15 protein-coding genes are annotated in these 15414 nt (G+C 43.1%); 10 read left to right on the forward strand and 5 right to left on the reverse strand.

Going from position 1 to position 15414, the window contains the following annotated elements; all coding sequences use genetic code 11:
- Nucleotides 1–24: 24 nt before the first annotated feature.
- The 8 genes from FKX85_RS05165 (at nucleotide 25) to FKX85_RS05190 (ending at nucleotide 8141) form a co-directional block, all read left to right on the forward strand.
- Entirely contained in the window at nucleotides 25–2430 is a 2406-nt protein-coding gene (locus FKX85_RS05165) for a 3-hydroxyacyl-CoA dehydrogenase/enoyl-CoA hydratase family protein (RefSeq protein ID WP_141613710.1), read from the forward strand.
- Nucleotides 2431–2480: 50 nt separating this feature from the next.
- Entirely contained in the window at nucleotides 2481–2834 is a 354-nt protein-coding gene (locus FKX85_RS05170) for a four helix bundle protein (protein WP_141613711.1), read from the forward strand.
- 40 nt (nucleotides 2835–2874) lie between these two features.
- Nucleotides 2875–4050 (forward strand): thiolase family protein, encoded by a 1176-nt coding sequence (locus FKX85_RS05175; RefSeq protein WP_141613712.1) that lies wholly within the window; start codon nucleotides 2875–2877, stop codon nucleotides 4048–4050.
- A gap of 94 nt (nucleotides 4051–4144) precedes the next feature.
- On the forward strand, nucleotides 4145–4369 hold the full coding sequence (locus tag FKX85_RS05180; protein ID WP_262711621.1) for a four helix bundle protein: 225 nt from the start codon (nucleotides 4145–4147) through the stop codon (nucleotides 4367–4369).
- 1 nt (nucleotide 4370) lies between these two features.
- Complete coding sequence (locus tag FKX85_RS21720) at nucleotides 4371–4490, forward strand: four helix bundle protein (protein ID WP_262711622.1); 120 nt, start codon at nucleotides 4371–4373, stop codon at nucleotides 4488–4490.
- A gap of 44 nt (nucleotides 4491–4534) precedes the next feature.
- Nucleotides 4535–6337, forward strand: a complete 1803-nt coding sequence (locus FKX85_RS05185) for an acyl-CoA dehydrogenase family protein (RefSeq protein ID WP_141613713.1) — start codon at nucleotides 4535–4537, stop codon at nucleotides 6335–6337.
- A 651-nt stretch (nucleotides 6338–6988) separates the two neighbouring features.
- Nucleotides 6989–7159 carry a hypothetical protein gene (locus FKX85_RS21400; RefSeq protein ID WP_168196217.1) on the forward strand — a complete coding sequence of 57 codons (171 nt, stop codon included), beginning with the start codon at nucleotides 6989–6991 and terminating at the stop codon, nucleotides 7157–7159.
- Between the two features lie 286 nt (nucleotides 7160–7445).
- Complete coding sequence (locus FKX85_RS05190) at nucleotides 7446–8141, forward strand: heavy metal-binding domain-containing protein (RefSeq protein ID WP_141613714.1); 696 nt, start codon at nucleotides 7446–7448, stop codon at nucleotides 8139–8141.
- A gap of 237 nt (nucleotides 8142–8378) precedes the next feature.
- On the opposite strand, the gene FKX85_RS05195 is transcribed toward FKX85_RS05190, so the two are convergent.
- Nucleotides 8379–10685: a hypothetical protein gene (locus FKX85_RS05195; protein WP_141613715.1), complete on the reverse strand. Its 2307-nt coding sequence runs from the start codon at nucleotides 10683–10685 to the stop codon at nucleotides 8379–8381.
- Nucleotides 10645–11643, reverse strand: a complete 999-nt coding sequence (locus FKX85_RS05200; protein WP_141613716.1) for a hypothetical protein — start codon at nucleotides 11641–11643, stop codon at nucleotides 10645–10647. The genes FKX85_RS05195 and FKX85_RS05200 overlap by 41 nt, the downstream gene beginning before the upstream one ends.
- Nucleotides 11644–12088: 445 nt before the next feature.
- On the opposite strand from FKX85_RS05200, the gene FKX85_RS05205 reads away from it, so the two are divergent.
- The gene (locus tag FKX85_RS05205; protein ID WP_141613717.1) at nucleotides 12089–12754 is read left to right on the forward strand and encodes a class I SAM-dependent methyltransferase; all 666 of its coding nucleotides are present in this window, start codon (nucleotides 12089–12091) and stop codon (nucleotides 12752–12754) included.
- A gap of 49 nt (nucleotides 12755–12803) precedes the next feature.
- Nucleotides 12804–14012 (forward strand): DUF418 domain-containing protein, encoded by a 1209-nt coding sequence (locus tag FKX85_RS05210; RefSeq protein ID WP_141613718.1) that lies wholly within the window; start codon nucleotides 12804–12806, stop codon nucleotides 14010–14012.
- Between the two features lie 73 nt (nucleotides 14013–14085).
- On the opposite strand, the gene FKX85_RS05215 is transcribed toward FKX85_RS05210, so the two are convergent.
- From FKX85_RS05215 to FKX85_RS05225, 3 genes are all read right to left on the reverse strand, one after another.
- The gene (locus FKX85_RS05215; protein ID WP_141613719.1) at nucleotides 14086–14343 is read right to left on the reverse strand and encodes a hypothetical protein; all 258 of its coding nucleotides are present in this window, start codon (nucleotides 14341–14343) and stop codon (nucleotides 14086–14088) included.
- A 181-nt stretch (nucleotides 14344–14524) separates the two neighbouring features.
- Nucleotides 14525–14857 carry a hypothetical protein gene (locus FKX85_RS05220; protein WP_141613720.1) on the reverse strand — a complete coding sequence of 111 codons (333 nt, stop codon included), beginning with the start codon at nucleotides 14855–14857 and terminating at the stop codon, nucleotides 14525–14527.
- A 15-nt stretch (nucleotides 14858–14872) separates the two neighbouring features.
- Nucleotides 14873–15343, reverse strand: coding sequence for a hypothetical protein (locus FKX85_RS05225; protein ID WP_141613721.1), 471 nt, complete (start codon nucleotides 15341–15343; stop codon nucleotides 14873–14875).
- Nucleotides 15344–15414: the final 71 nt, after the last annotated feature.

Raw genomic sequence — 15414 nt, forward strand, 5'->3', positions numbered from 1 at the left:
CCATTGAAAACAAATTAAAATCAAATGAAACGAGCCATTCAGAAAGTTGCTATTTTAGGTTCAGGAGTAATGGGATCCAGGATCGCTTGCCATTTTGCCAATATCGGTGTGCAGGTACTATTACTGGATATTTTGCCCAAAGAACCCAATGAAGCCGAAAACAAAAAAGACCTGACCCTGAAAGACAGGGCGGTCCGTAACAGGTTGGTCAATGAGGCCTTACAAAAGGCACTCAAGTCCAAGCCTTCGCCGATTTATGATCAGGCTTTTGCCGATCGTATCCAGACGGGTAATTTTGAAGACGATCTTCCCAAAATCAAAGACTGCGATTGGGTGATCGAGGTGGTTGTAGAGCGGCTGGATATAAAGCAGTCCCTTTATGAAAAGGTAGAACTACACCGCAAGCCGGGCACGCTGATCTCCTCCAATACCTCAGGCATTCCAATGCAGATGCTCTGCGAGGGAAGAAGTGAAGACTTCCAGACCCATTTCTGCGGAACGCACTTTTTTAACCCGCCAAGATACCTACGGCTGTTGGAGATCATTCCCGGACCGAAGACCGATCCGGCGATCATCGATTTTCTGATGGAATATGGAGACCGCTATCTAGGTAAGGAAACAGTGTTCTGTAAAGACACCCCGGCATTTATCGCCAATAGGATCGGAGTCTACGCGATGATGTCCAGCATGCACATTATCGAAGAGATGGAGATGGGTATTTCGGAAGTGGATAAGTTGACAGGCACTGTCATTGGCCGAGCCAAATCGGCTACCTTCCGCACCATGGATGTCGTCGGGCTGGATACCATGGTCAATGTCGCCAATAACCTGAGCAAAGCCCTGCAAAAAGATGAATCCAAAGAGCGGTTCAAACTGCCTGGGATCGTGGAGTTCCTTTCCGAAAAGAAATGGCTGGGTGACAAAACCGGACAGGGTTTTTTCCATATGATCCGGCATAAGGACGGCAGTAAAGAACTCAAAGAAATCGATCTCAAAACCCATGAATATAAACCTGTCGAAAAACCTAAGTTCAAGGCACTGGAAGGTTCCAAAGAAATCAACGACCTGAAAAAGCGGATCAAGTTCCTGGTAAACTTTGACGATAAAGCCGGAGAATTTTACCGGGCTACTTTTTATGACCTGTTCCGCTATTGCTCGTTCCGGATTCCTGAAATTTCGGATGAACTCTACCGTATTGACCAGGCCGTTTGTGCAGGCTTTGGCTGGGAATACGGGCCATTTGAGAACTGGGATATTCTTGGTGTAAAAGATGCGGTCAAAAAGATGGAGGAAGCAGATCAAAAAGCCGCTGATTGGGTATATGAAATGCTTGATGCTGGAAATGACAGTTTCTATCGCGTGGAAAATGGCAATCGCCAGTATTACGATATTCCTTCGAAATCCTATAAGGACATTCCTGGACAGCATGAATTTATCCTGCTGGATACGCTTAAAGCAGCCAATAAAAAGATATGGGAAAATCCCGGTGCTACCATTTATGATATGGGCGATGAAGTGATCGGTCTGGAGTTCCATACCAAGATGAATTCCTTGGGTCAGGAAGTGATCGAAGGTATCAATACGGCCATCTCCATGGCCGAAAAAGATTACAAAGGGCTGGTGATCGGCAATGAGGGTGCCAACTTCTCGGCCGGTGCCAACCTGGCGATGCTGTTTATGTTTGCTGGAGATCAGGAGTTTGACGAGATCAATCTAATGATCGCCCAGTTCCAAAAAACCATGATGCGTGTCCGATACAGCAGTGTTCCGGTGGTGGTGGCTCCGCACAATATGGCACTGGGCGGAGGTTGTGAAATGTCATTGCATGCCGATGCAGTACAGGCACATGCCGAACTGTATATGGGTTTGGTGGAATTTGGCGTCGGCTTGATCCCTGCGGGAGGGGGTACCAAGGAGATGACCCTCCGGTTTTCCAATGCCATTCATAGTGGTGATGTGGAAGTGAACAGGCTGCAGGAATACTTTATGAACATCGCGATGGCCAAAGTTTCCACTTCAGCAGAAGAAGCCCGCGGCCTCGGATATTTGCAGGTCAAAGATGGCATCACCATGAACCGTAAACGGCAGTTTGCCGAGGCCAAAGCGAAAGTTATCGAACTATTTGACGAGGGGTATACACAACCTGTGCAGCAGACCAACATCAAGGTTTTGGGCAAAACTTCCCTGGCTTTGTTCGAAGCTGGAATTACCGGGATGCAGTATGGATCTTATATCTCTGACCACGATGCGAAGATCGCCAGAAAACTGGCTTGGGTGATGAGTGGAGGCGATCTATCACAGCCTACAGAAGTAAGCGAACAGTACCTGCTGGACCTGGAACGCGAAGCCTTCCTCAGTCTCACCGGCGAGCAAAAAACCCAGGAAAGAATCCAGAGCATCCTGTTTAAGGGAAAAACATTGAGAAATTAGTATCAAGATAAGAAATTACAAACATAATTTTCAATTAAACCCGTAATACGATGCACAATTTTAAAGAACTAAAAGTATGGCAGAAATCTGTTGACTATGCCATAAAAATATACCAGATGACACAGGGCTTTCCTCAGGAAGAAAAATTCGGACTTACTTCTCAGATGAGAAGAGCAGGTGTTTCGATTCCCTCAAATATAGCAGAGGGCTGTACCAAAACCTCATATAAGTCTTTTGCTAATTCCTTGGAAATTAGTTTGGGAGAAAGCTTTGAATTAGAAACACAATTGGAAATCAGTAAAAGAATAGGACTTGTTACAGAAGATATGAACGAAGAAATTCAATCAGATTTGTCCGAAATACAACGGATGATAATTGGACTAAAATCAACTTTAACCAAGTAGCTAAATCTAGATACTAGCTACTAAAATCTAGATACTCGACATGGAAGCTTATATAATCAATGGATATAGAACAGCAGTGGGAAAAGCCAAGAAAGGTGGATTCCGCTTTTATCGGCCAGATGATTTGGCCGTGGATGTGATCAAGGAGTTGATCGCCGATACACCAGGTTTGGAGCCCGAGATGGTGGATGACCTGATCGTGGGCAATGCCGTTCCCGAAGCGGAGCAGGGCATGCAGATGGGCAGGATGATTTCCCTAATGGCCTTGGGTAAGGTGGTGCCCGGGTTTATCATCAACCGTTATTGCGGCTCTGGTCTGGAAGCCATCGCCCTGGCCACAGCAAAGATCAAATCTGGTATGGCGGACTGTATCATCGCAGGAGGTACCGAATCCATGTCCATGGTGCCGATGATGGGGTATAAGACCGCCCTGAACTGGAAAATCGCTTCACAGCATCCCGATTATTACCTCAGCATGGGGCTGACCGCTGAGGAATTGGCCAAAGACTACAATATTTCCCGGGAAGATTCCGATCAGTTTGCAGTGACTTCCCACGAGCGTGCGATCAGTGCCATTAAAGAAGGAAGGTTTAAGGACGAAATAGTTCCGATCCAAGTGGAGGAAACCTATGTGGACGAATCCGGCAAACGGCAGACGAGGTCGTTTACCGTGGATACTGACGAAGGTCCCCGGCCAGGAACCAGCATGGATGTGTTGGGAGGACTGAAACCTGCCTTCAAGCAAGGAGGACAAGTTACCGCGGGCAATTCTTCCCAGACTTCCGATGGTGCGGCCTTCACCTTGGTGATGTCCGAGCGGATGGTCAAAGAGCTGAACTTGGAGCCAGTGGCGCGACTGGTCAGCTATGCTGTGGCAGGTGTGGACCCCCGTATTATGGGCATCGGCCCGAAAGAAGCCGTTCCAAAAGCACTGAAGCAGGCGGGAATGAAATTGAACGATATCAGTCTTGTAGAGCTAAATGAAGCCTTTGCCGCACAGGCACTTGCCGTGATCCGCGAGCTGGACATGGATCCCGAGATCGTGAATGTAAATGGCGGAGCCGTAGCCCTGGGTCATCCACTGGGCTGCACGGGAGCCAAGCTCACCGTCCAAATGATCAATGAACTCCGCCGAAGAAACCAAAAGTACGGCATGGTCACCGCCTGCGTCGGAGGCGGACAAGGCGTAGCCGGAGTGGTGGAATTGCTGAAGTAGACTTTAGATTGGAGACGTTAGATGTTAGACAGAATCAATATTACTAAAATAGACCACTATTAATAAGCTACCTTTTTACTTAAAAATACAAATTATGCATAATTACAAGGAGTTTAAAGTTTGGCAAAAAGCGATTAAGGTGATAGTGGATGTTTACAGGATTACTAGATTTTTTCCTACGGAAGAAAAGTTTGGTCTAATATCCCAAATGAGAAGCTGCGGGGTTTCCGTGGCTTCTAATATCTCTGAAGGTGCTGGCATAAAAAAGCGACAAGGAATTTTCTCACTTTTTGTCCGTATGGAATGGTTCAGTCTGTGAATTGGAAACACAACTAATTGTTGCTTATGAATTAGAATTTATTGAAAGAAAGGATTTTGCAACGATATCTGAAAAAATAAATGAATTGCAAAGGATGCTTTACACACTGATTAAGAAATGATCAGTCAGTCTAGCATCTCAAGTCTCATATCTAAAATCTGAAATATGGAAACAACAAAAAATAAAACCATTAACGGAGGAGAGTTCCTCATCAGGGAGACGGATGCCAAAGACATCTTTATCCCGGCGGAGTTTACCGAAGAGCAGCGCATGATGGCGCAGGCCTGTCAGGATTTTGTGGATACGGAAATACTGCCCAAGATCGAGGAAATCGACAGCATGAAAAACCCCGATTTGGTACCGGGCATTTTGAAGAAAGCGGGCGAATTGGGTTTGTTGGGAATTTCCATTCCTGAGGCCTACCAGGGGCTGGGCATGAGTTTCAATACATCCATGCTGATTGCCGATATCATCGGTGCAGCCGGTTCTTTTTCAACTACATACGGAGCGCATTCGGGTATTGGTACATTGCCGATCCTATTTTATGGTACTGAGGAGCAGAAGCAAAAATACCTGCCCAAGCTGGCCACAGGTGATTGGGCAGCCTGTTATTGCCTTACAGAGCCGGATGCTGGTTCAGATGCCAACAGCGGAAAGACCAAAGCGGCCCTCACCGAAGACGGTAAGCACTACTTGCTCAATGGGCAGAAGATGTGGATTTCCAATGGCGGTTTTGCCGATCTATTGATCGTCTTTGCCAAGATAGATGACGATAAAAACCTGACGGCTTTCATTGTGGAGAAATCTTTTGGCGGTATCACCATGAACGAGGAGGAGAAAAAGATGGGCATCAAGGGTTCTTCCACCCGGCAGGTATTTTTTAACGACTGCAAAGTGCCGGTGGAAAATATGCTCTCCGAACGGCAAAACGGCTTTAAGATCGCCGTAAACATCCTGAACATTGGCCGGGTGAAGTTGGGAGTGGGCGTGCTGGGAGGATGCAGGCAGGTAATTAAGAATGCCTTGGATTATTCATCCGAGCGGAAACAATTTGGTGTGGCCATCAATACTTTTGGCGCCATCAAATCGAAACTGGCCGAGATGGCGGTGAAGACTTATGTGAGCGAGTCGATTTGCTATCGTCTTGGGCAGAACATTGAAGACCGGATAGACGCGTTGATCGCAGATGGAATGGAGGTAAACCAGGCTAAGCTGAAAGGCATGGAGCAGTTTGCCATGGAATGTGCCATTGCCAAGATCCACGGATCAGAAGTATTGGATTATGTGGTGGATCAGGGAGTGCAGATCTATGGAGGTATGGGCTATTCGGCAGACGCTCCCATGGAACGGGCTTACCGGGATGCCCGGATTTCCAGAATTTATGAAGGTACCAATGAGATCAACCGCATGCTGATGGTGGGCATGTTACTGAAGCGGGCCACAAAAGGGGAGATCAACTTATTCGAGCCGGCCAAAACAGTGGCGGATGAACTTACGTCCGTTCCATCTTTCGATACGGTAGATGCTTCCGAATTATTTGCTGCAGAAAAAGAAGTGTTGAAAAAGCTCAAAAAGGTATTCCTGATGATCGGTGGAAAAGCCGCCATGACTTTTGGGCCAAAGATCGAAGAAGAACAGGAAATCATGATGAACCTTGCGGACATTATGATTGAGATCTACGCGGTGGAGTCCGCACTGCTCCGTACCGAGAAACGGGTGGGAATGCAAAGTGAAGAAGCTTGCAAACAACAACTGGCAATGGTAAAGGTCTACTTATCCGAAGCGGTGGATAAGATCCAGGCAGCCGGTAAAGAAGCCATCGCTTCCTTTGCTTCGGGTGACGAACAGAAAGTAATGCTGATGGGACTGAAGCGATTCACCAAAATGGATGTGGTTAATACCAAAGTTTTGAGAAGACAAATCGCCGATCATATGATCGAGAAAGGGAAGTACCCGTACTTCGATTAGAATGCCAATCCAAAAGAGCCGTCACGCCGAGAGATTTGATCTGGGCGTGACGGCTTTTGGTGTATCGGTCGTACCTACGGCAAGTGGAAATTTATATCTTTTAAGAATTCGACACCTTCCTCATAAAAAAGCATGTTTTCTTCAATTTTTCTTAAAAACTCAGCAAGAATATGCTCTCTATGAGGTGTATAGTAAGCTCTTTTTGAAAAAAATGAATAAAATATAAAATTTATTTCGTGATAGGATAGCTGTTGATAGAAAATAGTATGATAGTAATCCTGATCAATGATTTCCCTGTTTTGATAAATATGGATAATTACTCCGAATACACACCTCATTATTAATTTGTCTCGATTATCTGTATTTGTTGTCCCAGAAATGCTACATAAACAAATAAAGCTCCCGAAATGGAGGCGAATGGCATGGATAATCCTCCAATGTAGGAGCCAACGGTATCAAAATTCATAATACCAAATTAATTTAGATACCATGCAAAAAGAACAGGAAAAAATGAAAGTAAAGAAAAAATTATCCAAATAATTATTTGGTTATTAAGAAAACAAATTCTTTCTTCAAGTTCTATATCTACATTCATTTTGGATCTATTTTGAATACTATGGGTATAGTATTCCACCGAAAACCCTTAAAAAAATGACACTGGAATATAAAACTTGTATTAATGTATCCGCCTTGCAGGTATTGGGCGTTAAGAAATTAAATAAGCGTGTGGGCAAGAAAGCAGGCTTGTTTGACGAAATGCTGCTCGAAAGGGTTATTGGCAGCTTAACTGGAGGAGTTTGCCTGCATGATGGAGGGGTTTAATTTTAGCGTAATAGATGCGCCGCGGCGGGTTTTTTTGGCCACTTTTTTCACCTGTAGGAAAAAAGTGGCAAAGGCTGACTTGATGACAATGCTGAAATTATACCATTACAAATAATTTAGCACCCACAGTAAATCATATAGAGCCTTCATTTTAAGAGGGTTTATTATAAAAACACGAAAAATTTATTACCTGCCTTTTACTTCTGTTTTACGCCATTTTAGCATCCATTGGATTTTAGTATATTGGAAGGTGATTTTTGAAGTGTGAATTTTTATAAAGGAAATTATGAGTAAAGAAACTTGCCCCAACTGCAATGCAGTATTGAAATTCAGTATCATGTCCGAAACTAGTTTAGTAGGAAAAAAAACGGTTGGCTTTATCCACAAATTTACAGACAATCAAAGTCCTGGCTTTTGCACAAAATGTTCCTCTCCTTTAATAACTGATGCTAGGAGTGAATTCAAAAAGACGTGGGAAAAGACTCATTCCGATGAATCTGATTGTTTGAAAGACATTAAGAAATTGATTGATGCAGTTCCTATTGTGACATTACATAATCCCAAAGATTGGAAATATGAGAGTTTAGAGATGATTACCTCTCAATCTGTCACGGGAACAGGAGTGTTTTCGGAAATTGCTTCTAGTTGGACGGATTTTTTCGGGATGGAATCTGGAAAGTACAATAAAAAGCTAAAGGATGGTGAGGATAGATGTAAGGATCAACTACGTTGGGAAGCCGTGGCCGTTGGTGGAAATGCTGTAGTAGGAACTGATATTGATTATTCAGAAGCAGGAGCAGGGAAAGGAATGCTTATGGTTTGTATGGCCGGTACTGCTGTAAAATTGAAGAATCTGTCGGAACTCAATTATGATGTTGATAAGCTTGGAGAACTTCAAGAAGCAGGTATTCGACTTAAAAAGGTAAAAGAATCTATTGATGCCTTAGAACCTTTTAAGAATGTTTCCGATCAAGTTTACTAATCATGGCATAACTAAATTGGGGTTTAGTGTTTTCTGGTATTCAAAGTTTATCGGGTTTAATAGTAACCTGAGCTCGATTTTAAATAGTGTCACTGCGAGCTTGTCTACAGTCAAAGGCAGTCTTGTCTGGTGCCAAATAGGGAGTAGGAAAAGGTCTCGCAATGACGTTATAACCGTTTTTAATCAAATTATATTAATCGAACTGAGGTTAGTAGTATTGGGAAGTCTTTTTTTATTTCACTCGTTTTCCACATAGGTCCTAAAATACCCGCATTCTTCGATCACCTCTTGGTAATACTGGGTATCTGAATATTCATCCTTTAATTTTTGGAAGCCTTTCCAGGCAATAAAATCCACATCGTCATCTTCTTCAGACCATTCATTGGCATACTTGCTGTAGTATTTTTCGTAGTAATATGCATTTCTTTCACACTTTGCCAGCATGTAACTACATTTGGCTTTTTGCTCATGTGTTGTGGCAGCATCGAATGCTTTTTGGTAATACAATTTGGCTTGGGAACAATCGGTGATCATGTGGCGCATGGAAGGACTGAATCCATAGGGACTGTAGGAATAACCCACAATATCGGATTGATATGCCCGTACATTGCCAAAGTACGTGATATTATAAAAGGCATTGCCCAGCAAAAGGCTGTTTTGATAGACTTCTTCCTGCTTGGCCAATTTTTCCTGCATCAACTTTACCGTTTCCAGGAATTGTCCCATGGGATAGGTTTTGCCCAGGGCGTGTTCAGCATCATGATTGTCCCAAATGTGGGCATTGAAGGGGTTGGCAGGGAACACCTTTTCAAACGCCTGACTTTTATAAATCTGCAAGGCTTCATCGATGCGGTTGGCAAAGAGTGCTTCGATGGTTTCATAATAATAGATATCATGTAGCGTGATAGGATATAGTTTTTCGCCAATTTGTTCTATCCCTGTAGCTGTATTGGAGAGGAAAAATTGCTTTAGTTTTTTCGTATTCCCGGCTTGGTCAAAAAAGGTGGGTTGGTTATCGTACCCATAAAAATACCCTGCATATCTGCTTGAAAGCAATTCACTCATAAGGGCGTTTTCTCCCTTGGCAAATAACAGGGAAAGGTATTTTTTACTCCAGGATTGTGCATTTTCATAGCGGAAAACATCGCTGTTGGGATATTTTTGCCCTGGTAGTTCAAAGTAAAGCCAGTTAAGCTCATCGACCAAGGCATCCAGCTGATCTGGAACTGGATTTTCCAACAAATTGAGCTGGTTGATCAGGCGCAATAGACGCAATTGGTTTTTGGCCAACTGGGTCTTGGGTAAATGATCTTCGGCTTTGTCAAAAGCCTTTTCAGCATCGTCAAACCGATCATTTAGTGTCAGCAAATACCCATGGGAAATGTTCCAAAGAAAGGGGTGCTTAGTCTTCCCTGATTGGGCAATCCTGGCCACCAAATCCAGTGCATCGCTGTTGAGTTCTTTGTGTTGCTGTTCTTTATACTCATCTAAATCTGTGTAACCGCGATAGCTTTCAGTGTGGTAATAGGGGTCTTTGATATAACGTTCTTGATGATTGATCAGCCGGGTGAGCAGGAAGTTGAGGTGGGGATTGGTAGGGTCCAATGCAAAAATGTGGCTGATCGCTTCTTCTTCATTAGTATAATAGCCCTGTAGCGCCCAAAGCGTGGTTTTTTCGGCCAGGGATTTGGCGAGCGGGAGCGTTTCCTGTGCAAAAACGACCGAATCCTGCGGATGGTAACTGAAGATCGCTACTTTTTGTAGGGAAGCGCATTCATTAAATACCTGTGCATAATAAAGATTGGATTGGCTGAAGGCCTTTTGGTGGTAATAGACGCCTGCTTTGTAGGCTAACGCCCTGTAATATAAGGTGTTTTTGGGCATGGACGCAGCTGTTTTGTCGAAGAAGGCAATCACTTTTTCTTGGTCAGAGGCACTGTAGAAATAGGCTTTCATCACCTGAAACCAATACCGCTGTTTCATAAACTCATCCGCAGCATTTTCATATTTCTTTTGGAGTTGCTGAAATAGTCCTTCATCCGTCAATGGGTGATTTTCCTTAGGTTCCCAGTAGCCATACCCGCTATTGAGGGAGGCCGTTTCTACCTGCTTGGCCAACTCCAAAAAGGCAAGGAAGTCCTTAATTTTTGGAGTTTTTAGGTCCAATGATTTTGTCCATGAGGGTAGGCTGGAGCTAGAGCTGGTAGAATTTACAACATGATTTAGATCACTTATAAGCGCAGAATCTGCCTGTAACAACAAGGAATCTACCGCATACTTGGGCACAGATGAGGCCAGATACTCGGACCAATCTTTGACGATTTTATCATTAAATCGACCATTATGCGCATTATCCATACCATCATAAAAGAAGAAATTTTCTTCCAGTAGCAATGGCTCGTAGCTTTCGTCCACGTAGATCTCAGGGGTAAAATTAGAGGCAATGATGTCGTAATAGCCACCGCAGGCTTTCACCACCAAATAAGTCAACAGCAAACTGCCACTAAAAAGCAGCCCTAACTTGGGCAAAGATATCTTTTTCATAGTTTCTTAAGTTCATTGAGTCAAGGTCATAAAAAATAATTTCGTCCACCTTCATGTGATTCCCCAGATCCTCCGCCATTTCCAACAATTGTCCTTGGGATACCGCTTCGGTTTTCAGTACATCACCTTTACGGTAATAGGTTCCATTGCGCAACAAATCTTTTTTTACTTCAAAGAAATTGGGCTTGAGGGCTGCAAAGGCAGCATCCATTTTTAGTGCTGAAGCTGTCACTTTTGGCCTAAGTCCCACCACTTGGCCATTTCGGAGATGAATTCCCCAACTAAATATCGGCATGGCCACCTTCAGGGGCAAAGGATAATCCCCTAAAGTATAGGTATAAAGATCAGCGATGGTCTTGTCATAGATGGAGTTGGCGGTTCTGGCATTGATTTCTCCCATATTGTAATACATCAGCACACCATAGTCCACATTCGGAACTTTGGTCTTTTGGGCGTATTTGATTTGGTGGAGGCGAATGGTGGCCGACAGGGTTTTATCAGTCATCTCATCCAATTGGTCGATAAAAGCCATGAAATGGTCACGACTCTTTAGGCTCCAGTCGCAGTCAATCTGGATTTCCTGATAGGAAAGATGGTTGTTTTCTGAAATTGAATTGACATGCTTACTGATTTTTTTTGCCAATTCAGCCACATCCAAATTAGAAGACAGCATCACCTCATTTTTGATATACACTACCGGAACGATTTCCAATGTATCGGGAAAATGATCGAGGGTCACTTCACTGACAGGATATGGCAGGCCATCGGCACTTAGCGCCACATCAAAATAGCGGACATAAAGTTTCTTGACCTCATTGGCCTTGATGGTGTGGGTTTCAGTGGGATTCAAATTTAAGGCCGTTTTCCAATAGTAAAAGGAGACAGCTGGTGGAGAAGTATGCTGGCAAGCACCCAAGCAGGCCGTGAAAAAAAACAGTATAAAAAGGCGTATTTTCATAGCTAAAAAGGTATGAGCAATCGACCATACCAAGTACAAAGTAAATAGAATATCATGAATATGTATGGAATTATTCAGATAAAAGAAGCTCGGTTTGTTCACGATTTGTAATTCCAAATTAAAGATAAAGATGGCATATTATATGGATTCCGATTCGCCACGGCTGACAGGACAGGAGAAACGAAATTGATGGGGTTTCATTTGATAATCATGTGTTTGAAATGCTTTACCGACATTGGGTCGGCACAGGCGCTGTGGTCAGTCCCGTATGAGTATCGGGGACAGGCTATTGCGGCTTATGTGACAGCCTTATTTTCTCCATAACCTGATCTCGGCTTAGAAATCAAACTGATGTACATCAGTTTTGCAACTTTAGCTACTCTAAACGCTTACAAGCTACTGCTATGCACTAAAATCAACTTTATTTTTATAACTTTATTCTCCTATGAAAAAGTCATTTAGCGAAGAAGAACTAAAGGCCATTGCTTCCCAGCTGAGCCACCCAAAAGGGGAAATGGGCATCGATGTGGCCGCTACCATGCATGAATCGAACATTTCCATGACTGAAAAGGCCATAGAACTGCTTCATTTGGAGAACGGCGACAAGGTGCTGGAGCTAGGGCATGGGAGTGCAATGCATGTGAGCCAGCTTTTAGAGGAGCAGGAAAGCCTGCACTATACTGGCTTGGAAGTTTCCGAACTCATGTACCTAGAGGCCAAGAAGCACAATATCCAATGGATCGATGCAGGTATTGCGGACTTTCATTTGTATGATGGAGAGCAAGCTCCTTTTGAGTCTGGGAGTTTTGATAAAATTTTTACGGTCAATACCATTTATTTCTGGAAAGATCCTTTGAGGACAGCAGAGGAATTGGAAAGGTTGTTGGCCGATGAGGGGAGCTTGGTGATCGCTTTTGCGCAGAAACGGTTTATGGAAAAGCTGCCTTTCGCCCAGCATGGCTTTACGTTATATGATGATGCTGATGTTATGGAGTTAATGACTGAAGTTGGTCTGGTGACCTTGGAGCAATCAGACGTGACCGAAACCGTCAAGAGCAAAGCCATGGAAGAGGTACAGCGGGAATTTACCGTAATGCGTTTTTCCAGATAGGTTTTCTCGCAGGGTGGGTCCTAAGCTTTCTGTTTATAATTAGCATCAAATGAAATTAGACCAATTGGTAAACCCCATTTCTGACCGTTCTCGTATTGAATTGATCGACATTTTTAGGGGCTTTGCGATATTCGGGATTTTTATGGTCAATATCGAGATCATGAACTGTTTTATGGTGAACCAAGAGAAATTTGGCAAGTTATGGACTCGGCCAATCGATACCTTTTCCTACAGGATTTTGCAGCTGTTCTTTTATAGCAAGTTTTTCCCAATATTTTCTTTTTTATTTGGATTGGGCATCGGTATGCAGACCAATAAATTCATTAATTCTAAACGACTGCCACTTGGCTTTTTAATAAGGAGAATGCTCATACTGTTGGTTTTTGGAATTCTGCACATCACCTTTTTGTGGGATGGTGACATTTTGCATTTATATGCCCTCATTGGGATATTCACCTTTTTTTGGATCCGAAGAGCTGCAAAGGTGATTTTAATTACGTCGATCATTGTATTTGTTTTTCCATTTTATGATGTCATAGTGGCCATTGTTTTTGGGAGTTTGGAGGTGAATTCTAGCCGCTTAATAGAGCTATATAATCCCCAAGAAATCAGGAATATCATTTGGAATGGTTCGTTGGGTGAGCAAATCAGTTTGCGTTGGGCAGATTATGTTTCAAATATCCCTTTGTTACTTTACATGGTGGGACCAGTAGCTTTTTCAATGTTTTTGTTGGGGCTGTATTTTGTCAGACAGGGCTATCACAATGCGATAAAAGATTTTATTGCACGGACAAAAAAGCCAGTTTTGATGGTGATTTTATTGATCACGGCTTACAGGCTATTTTTTATATTTGCCCTTACTGATCTTGACATTTACCATAATCCTTGGCTTAAGCCAATATTTCTACAACTTATATTCCTATCAGATGTGATGACGGGGCTTTTTTACCTCTGGCTTATGGGTTGGTTATATTATTTTCAAGGATGGAAAAAACTGTTAAGTCCATTAAAGTATGTGGGGAGGATGGCACTTTCCAACTATATTTTTCAGAGTTTAGTTGGTTTGATTCTTTTTTATGGACTTGGGTTTTCTCTTTATGAAAAAATGAGTCCACCGATGATGTTGCTCACTGGGATTTTGGTCTTCGCTGTGCAGATGCTGATGAGCGCGATTTGGCTTCGGTATTTCAGGTATGGGCCGCTTGAGTGGTTGTGGAGAGTGCTGAGTTATGGAAAACGGATGGGGATAAAACGTTAGAAGATTTCTTGTCTTACAAAATGTTAAAAGTGGCTCTCCCGCGCTCTTGAAAAAGTAAAAATTACCTTGGCAACTAACTCATTAGCACGATAATGAATACCGTTATAATTGCCAAAAGCACTGCGATCTTTAGAATCAAGAATCCTTTCCATTCGAATAAACTGCGCACGCGGCTTTTTGTGAGTACTTCATCTTTGGTGAGCTTTGGAGCATTTTCATCATGCTCGATAAGCGTATGGTCATTGCCATATACATCTTTGTAAAGTTCCAGTGTTTTTCTGGGCTTGCGCTTGTAGTCCTCTTTACGCATCCCAAATCCCATATATCCCATCTTCAGTTCATTTATTGGTTAAAAATATCGATTTGATATCCATCATCACGAGGAGGATGCTACAGAGCAATCTGTTTTGCAAAAGAAAAGATTGCTTCCCTTCGATTCTCTTCGTTCGCAATGACTTTAAATCGTAAAAGCTATTGATATTGAATATACAAAAAATAAACGGTATTTGGACTTATATCAATTTCCAACCCAGTGCTGTATTGACCGTACCCTTGACTACATCCAAGGCAGCATTGATCGCACCTTCTACGGCCAATATGCCTAGGCCTTCGATGGTCAGTAAAACGATGCGCGCGCTGCTTTTTTGGATTTCCAAGTAGTGTTTGGCTTGTTCCTCGGTAATTTTACCCTGGAGTTTCAGTTCACCGATCAGTTTGATATTGTTGGCCAATACTTTCAGCTCATTTTCAGCAAAAGGTTGGGCTTCTTCCCAGTGGTTGGTCAGTACACCTTGGACAGCCATGACCATTTTTTCGAATATTTCCTCTGTGTTGATCTCAGACATAATGGGATAGGTTTATCAGTTTTCGTAAGACTCTCCACGTTTGAGGGCCATTTGCAGTCGGATGATAGCTGTAAAGGCAGAGTTAAAGGCGGTTTTCAGTGGAGGAAGTTGTTCTGCAGATGCAAATCCCATCTTGTGCAAAAACTCAAGATTCGATACCATGTTTTGCAATTCCTTTACCTGCTCCTGGACAATGCGGTTTTTGTCGACCGCAGCTGCCCTGACCGCCAAGGTGTTCAGATCCACTTTGGCTTCATCAAAGAATGTTTGGTAATGTTCATAATCTGCTTCTTCGGTGCCGATGGTTCGCTCCAACTGGACAAAATACGCTGCTACTTTTTCTTCAAGTTCCGTTATCTTTTCATCTGTGATGGGATCATATTCACTGATCAGGCGCACAGAGGTACAGGCATGCCCACATAATAAAAATAGCAGGAGGAGGCTGAAAATTTTCCCTTGCGTAGAAATTCGTTTGGATAATTTCATGTAGTTGTGGTCTAATGACAATTTAAGCAATAACCTTGTGTGATACTTAATAGAATGTGCTTTAAACCCGA

This window comes from Echinicola soli (assembly GCF_006575665.1).
In the GTDB taxonomy this organism is placed as follows: Bacteria; Bacteroidota; Bacteroidia; order Cytophagales; family Cyclobacteriaceae; genus Echinicola; species Echinicola soli.

Coding starts and splice junctions, on each gene's coding strand:
- FKX85_RS21400 (WP_168196217.1), top strand. CDS start 6,989: ATGACACTGGAATATAAAACTTGTATTAATGTATCCGCCTTGCAGGTA.
- FKX85_RS05205 (WP_141613717.1), top strand. CDS start 12,089: ATGAAAAAGTCATTTAGCGAAGAAGAACTAAAGGCCATTGCTTCCCAG.
- FKX85_RS05170 (WP_141613711.1), top strand. CDS start 2,481: ATGCACAATTTTAAAGAACTAAAAGTATGGCAGAAATCTGTTGACTAT.
- FKX85_RS05180 (WP_262711621.1), top strand. CDS start 4,145: ATGCATAATTACAAGGAGTTTAAAGTTTGGCAAAAAGCGATTAAGGTG.
- FKX85_RS05185 (WP_141613713.1), top strand. CDS start 4,535: ATGGAAACAACAAAAAATAAAACCATTAACGGAGGAGAGTTCCTCATC.
- FKX85_RS05210 (WP_141613718.1), top strand. CDS start 12,804: ATGAAATTAGACCAATTGGTAAACCCCATTTCTGACCGTTCTCGTATT.
- FKX85_RS05195 (WP_141613715.1), bottom strand. CDS start 10,685: ATGAAAAAGATATCTTTGCCCAAGTTAGGGCTGCTTTTTAGTGGCAGT.
- FKX85_RS05165 (WP_141613710.1), top strand. CDS start 25: ATGAAACGAGCCATTCAGAAAGTTGCTATTTTAGGTTCAGGAGTAATG.
- FKX85_RS05225 (WP_141613721.1), bottom strand. CDS start 15,343: ATGAAATTATCCAAACGAATTTCTACGCAAGGGAAAATTTTCAGCCTC.
- FKX85_RS05190 (WP_141613714.1), top strand. CDS start 7,446: ATGAGTAAAGAAACTTGCCCCAACTGCAATGCAGTATTGAAATTCAGT.
- FKX85_RS05175 (WP_141613712.1), top strand. CDS start 2,875: ATGGAAGCTTATATAATCAATGGATATAGAACAGCAGTGGGAAAAGCC.
- FKX85_RS05220 (WP_141613720.1), bottom strand. CDS start 14,857: ATGTCTGAGATCAACACAGAGGAAATATTCGAAAAAATGGTCATGGCT.
- FKX85_RS05215 (WP_141613719.1), bottom strand. CDS start 14,343: ATGGGATATATGGGATTTGGGATGCGTAAAGAGGACTACAAGCGCAAG.
- FKX85_RS05200 (WP_141613716.1), bottom strand. CDS start 11,643: ATGAAAATACGCCTTTTTATACTGTTTTTTTTCACGGCCTGCTTGGGT.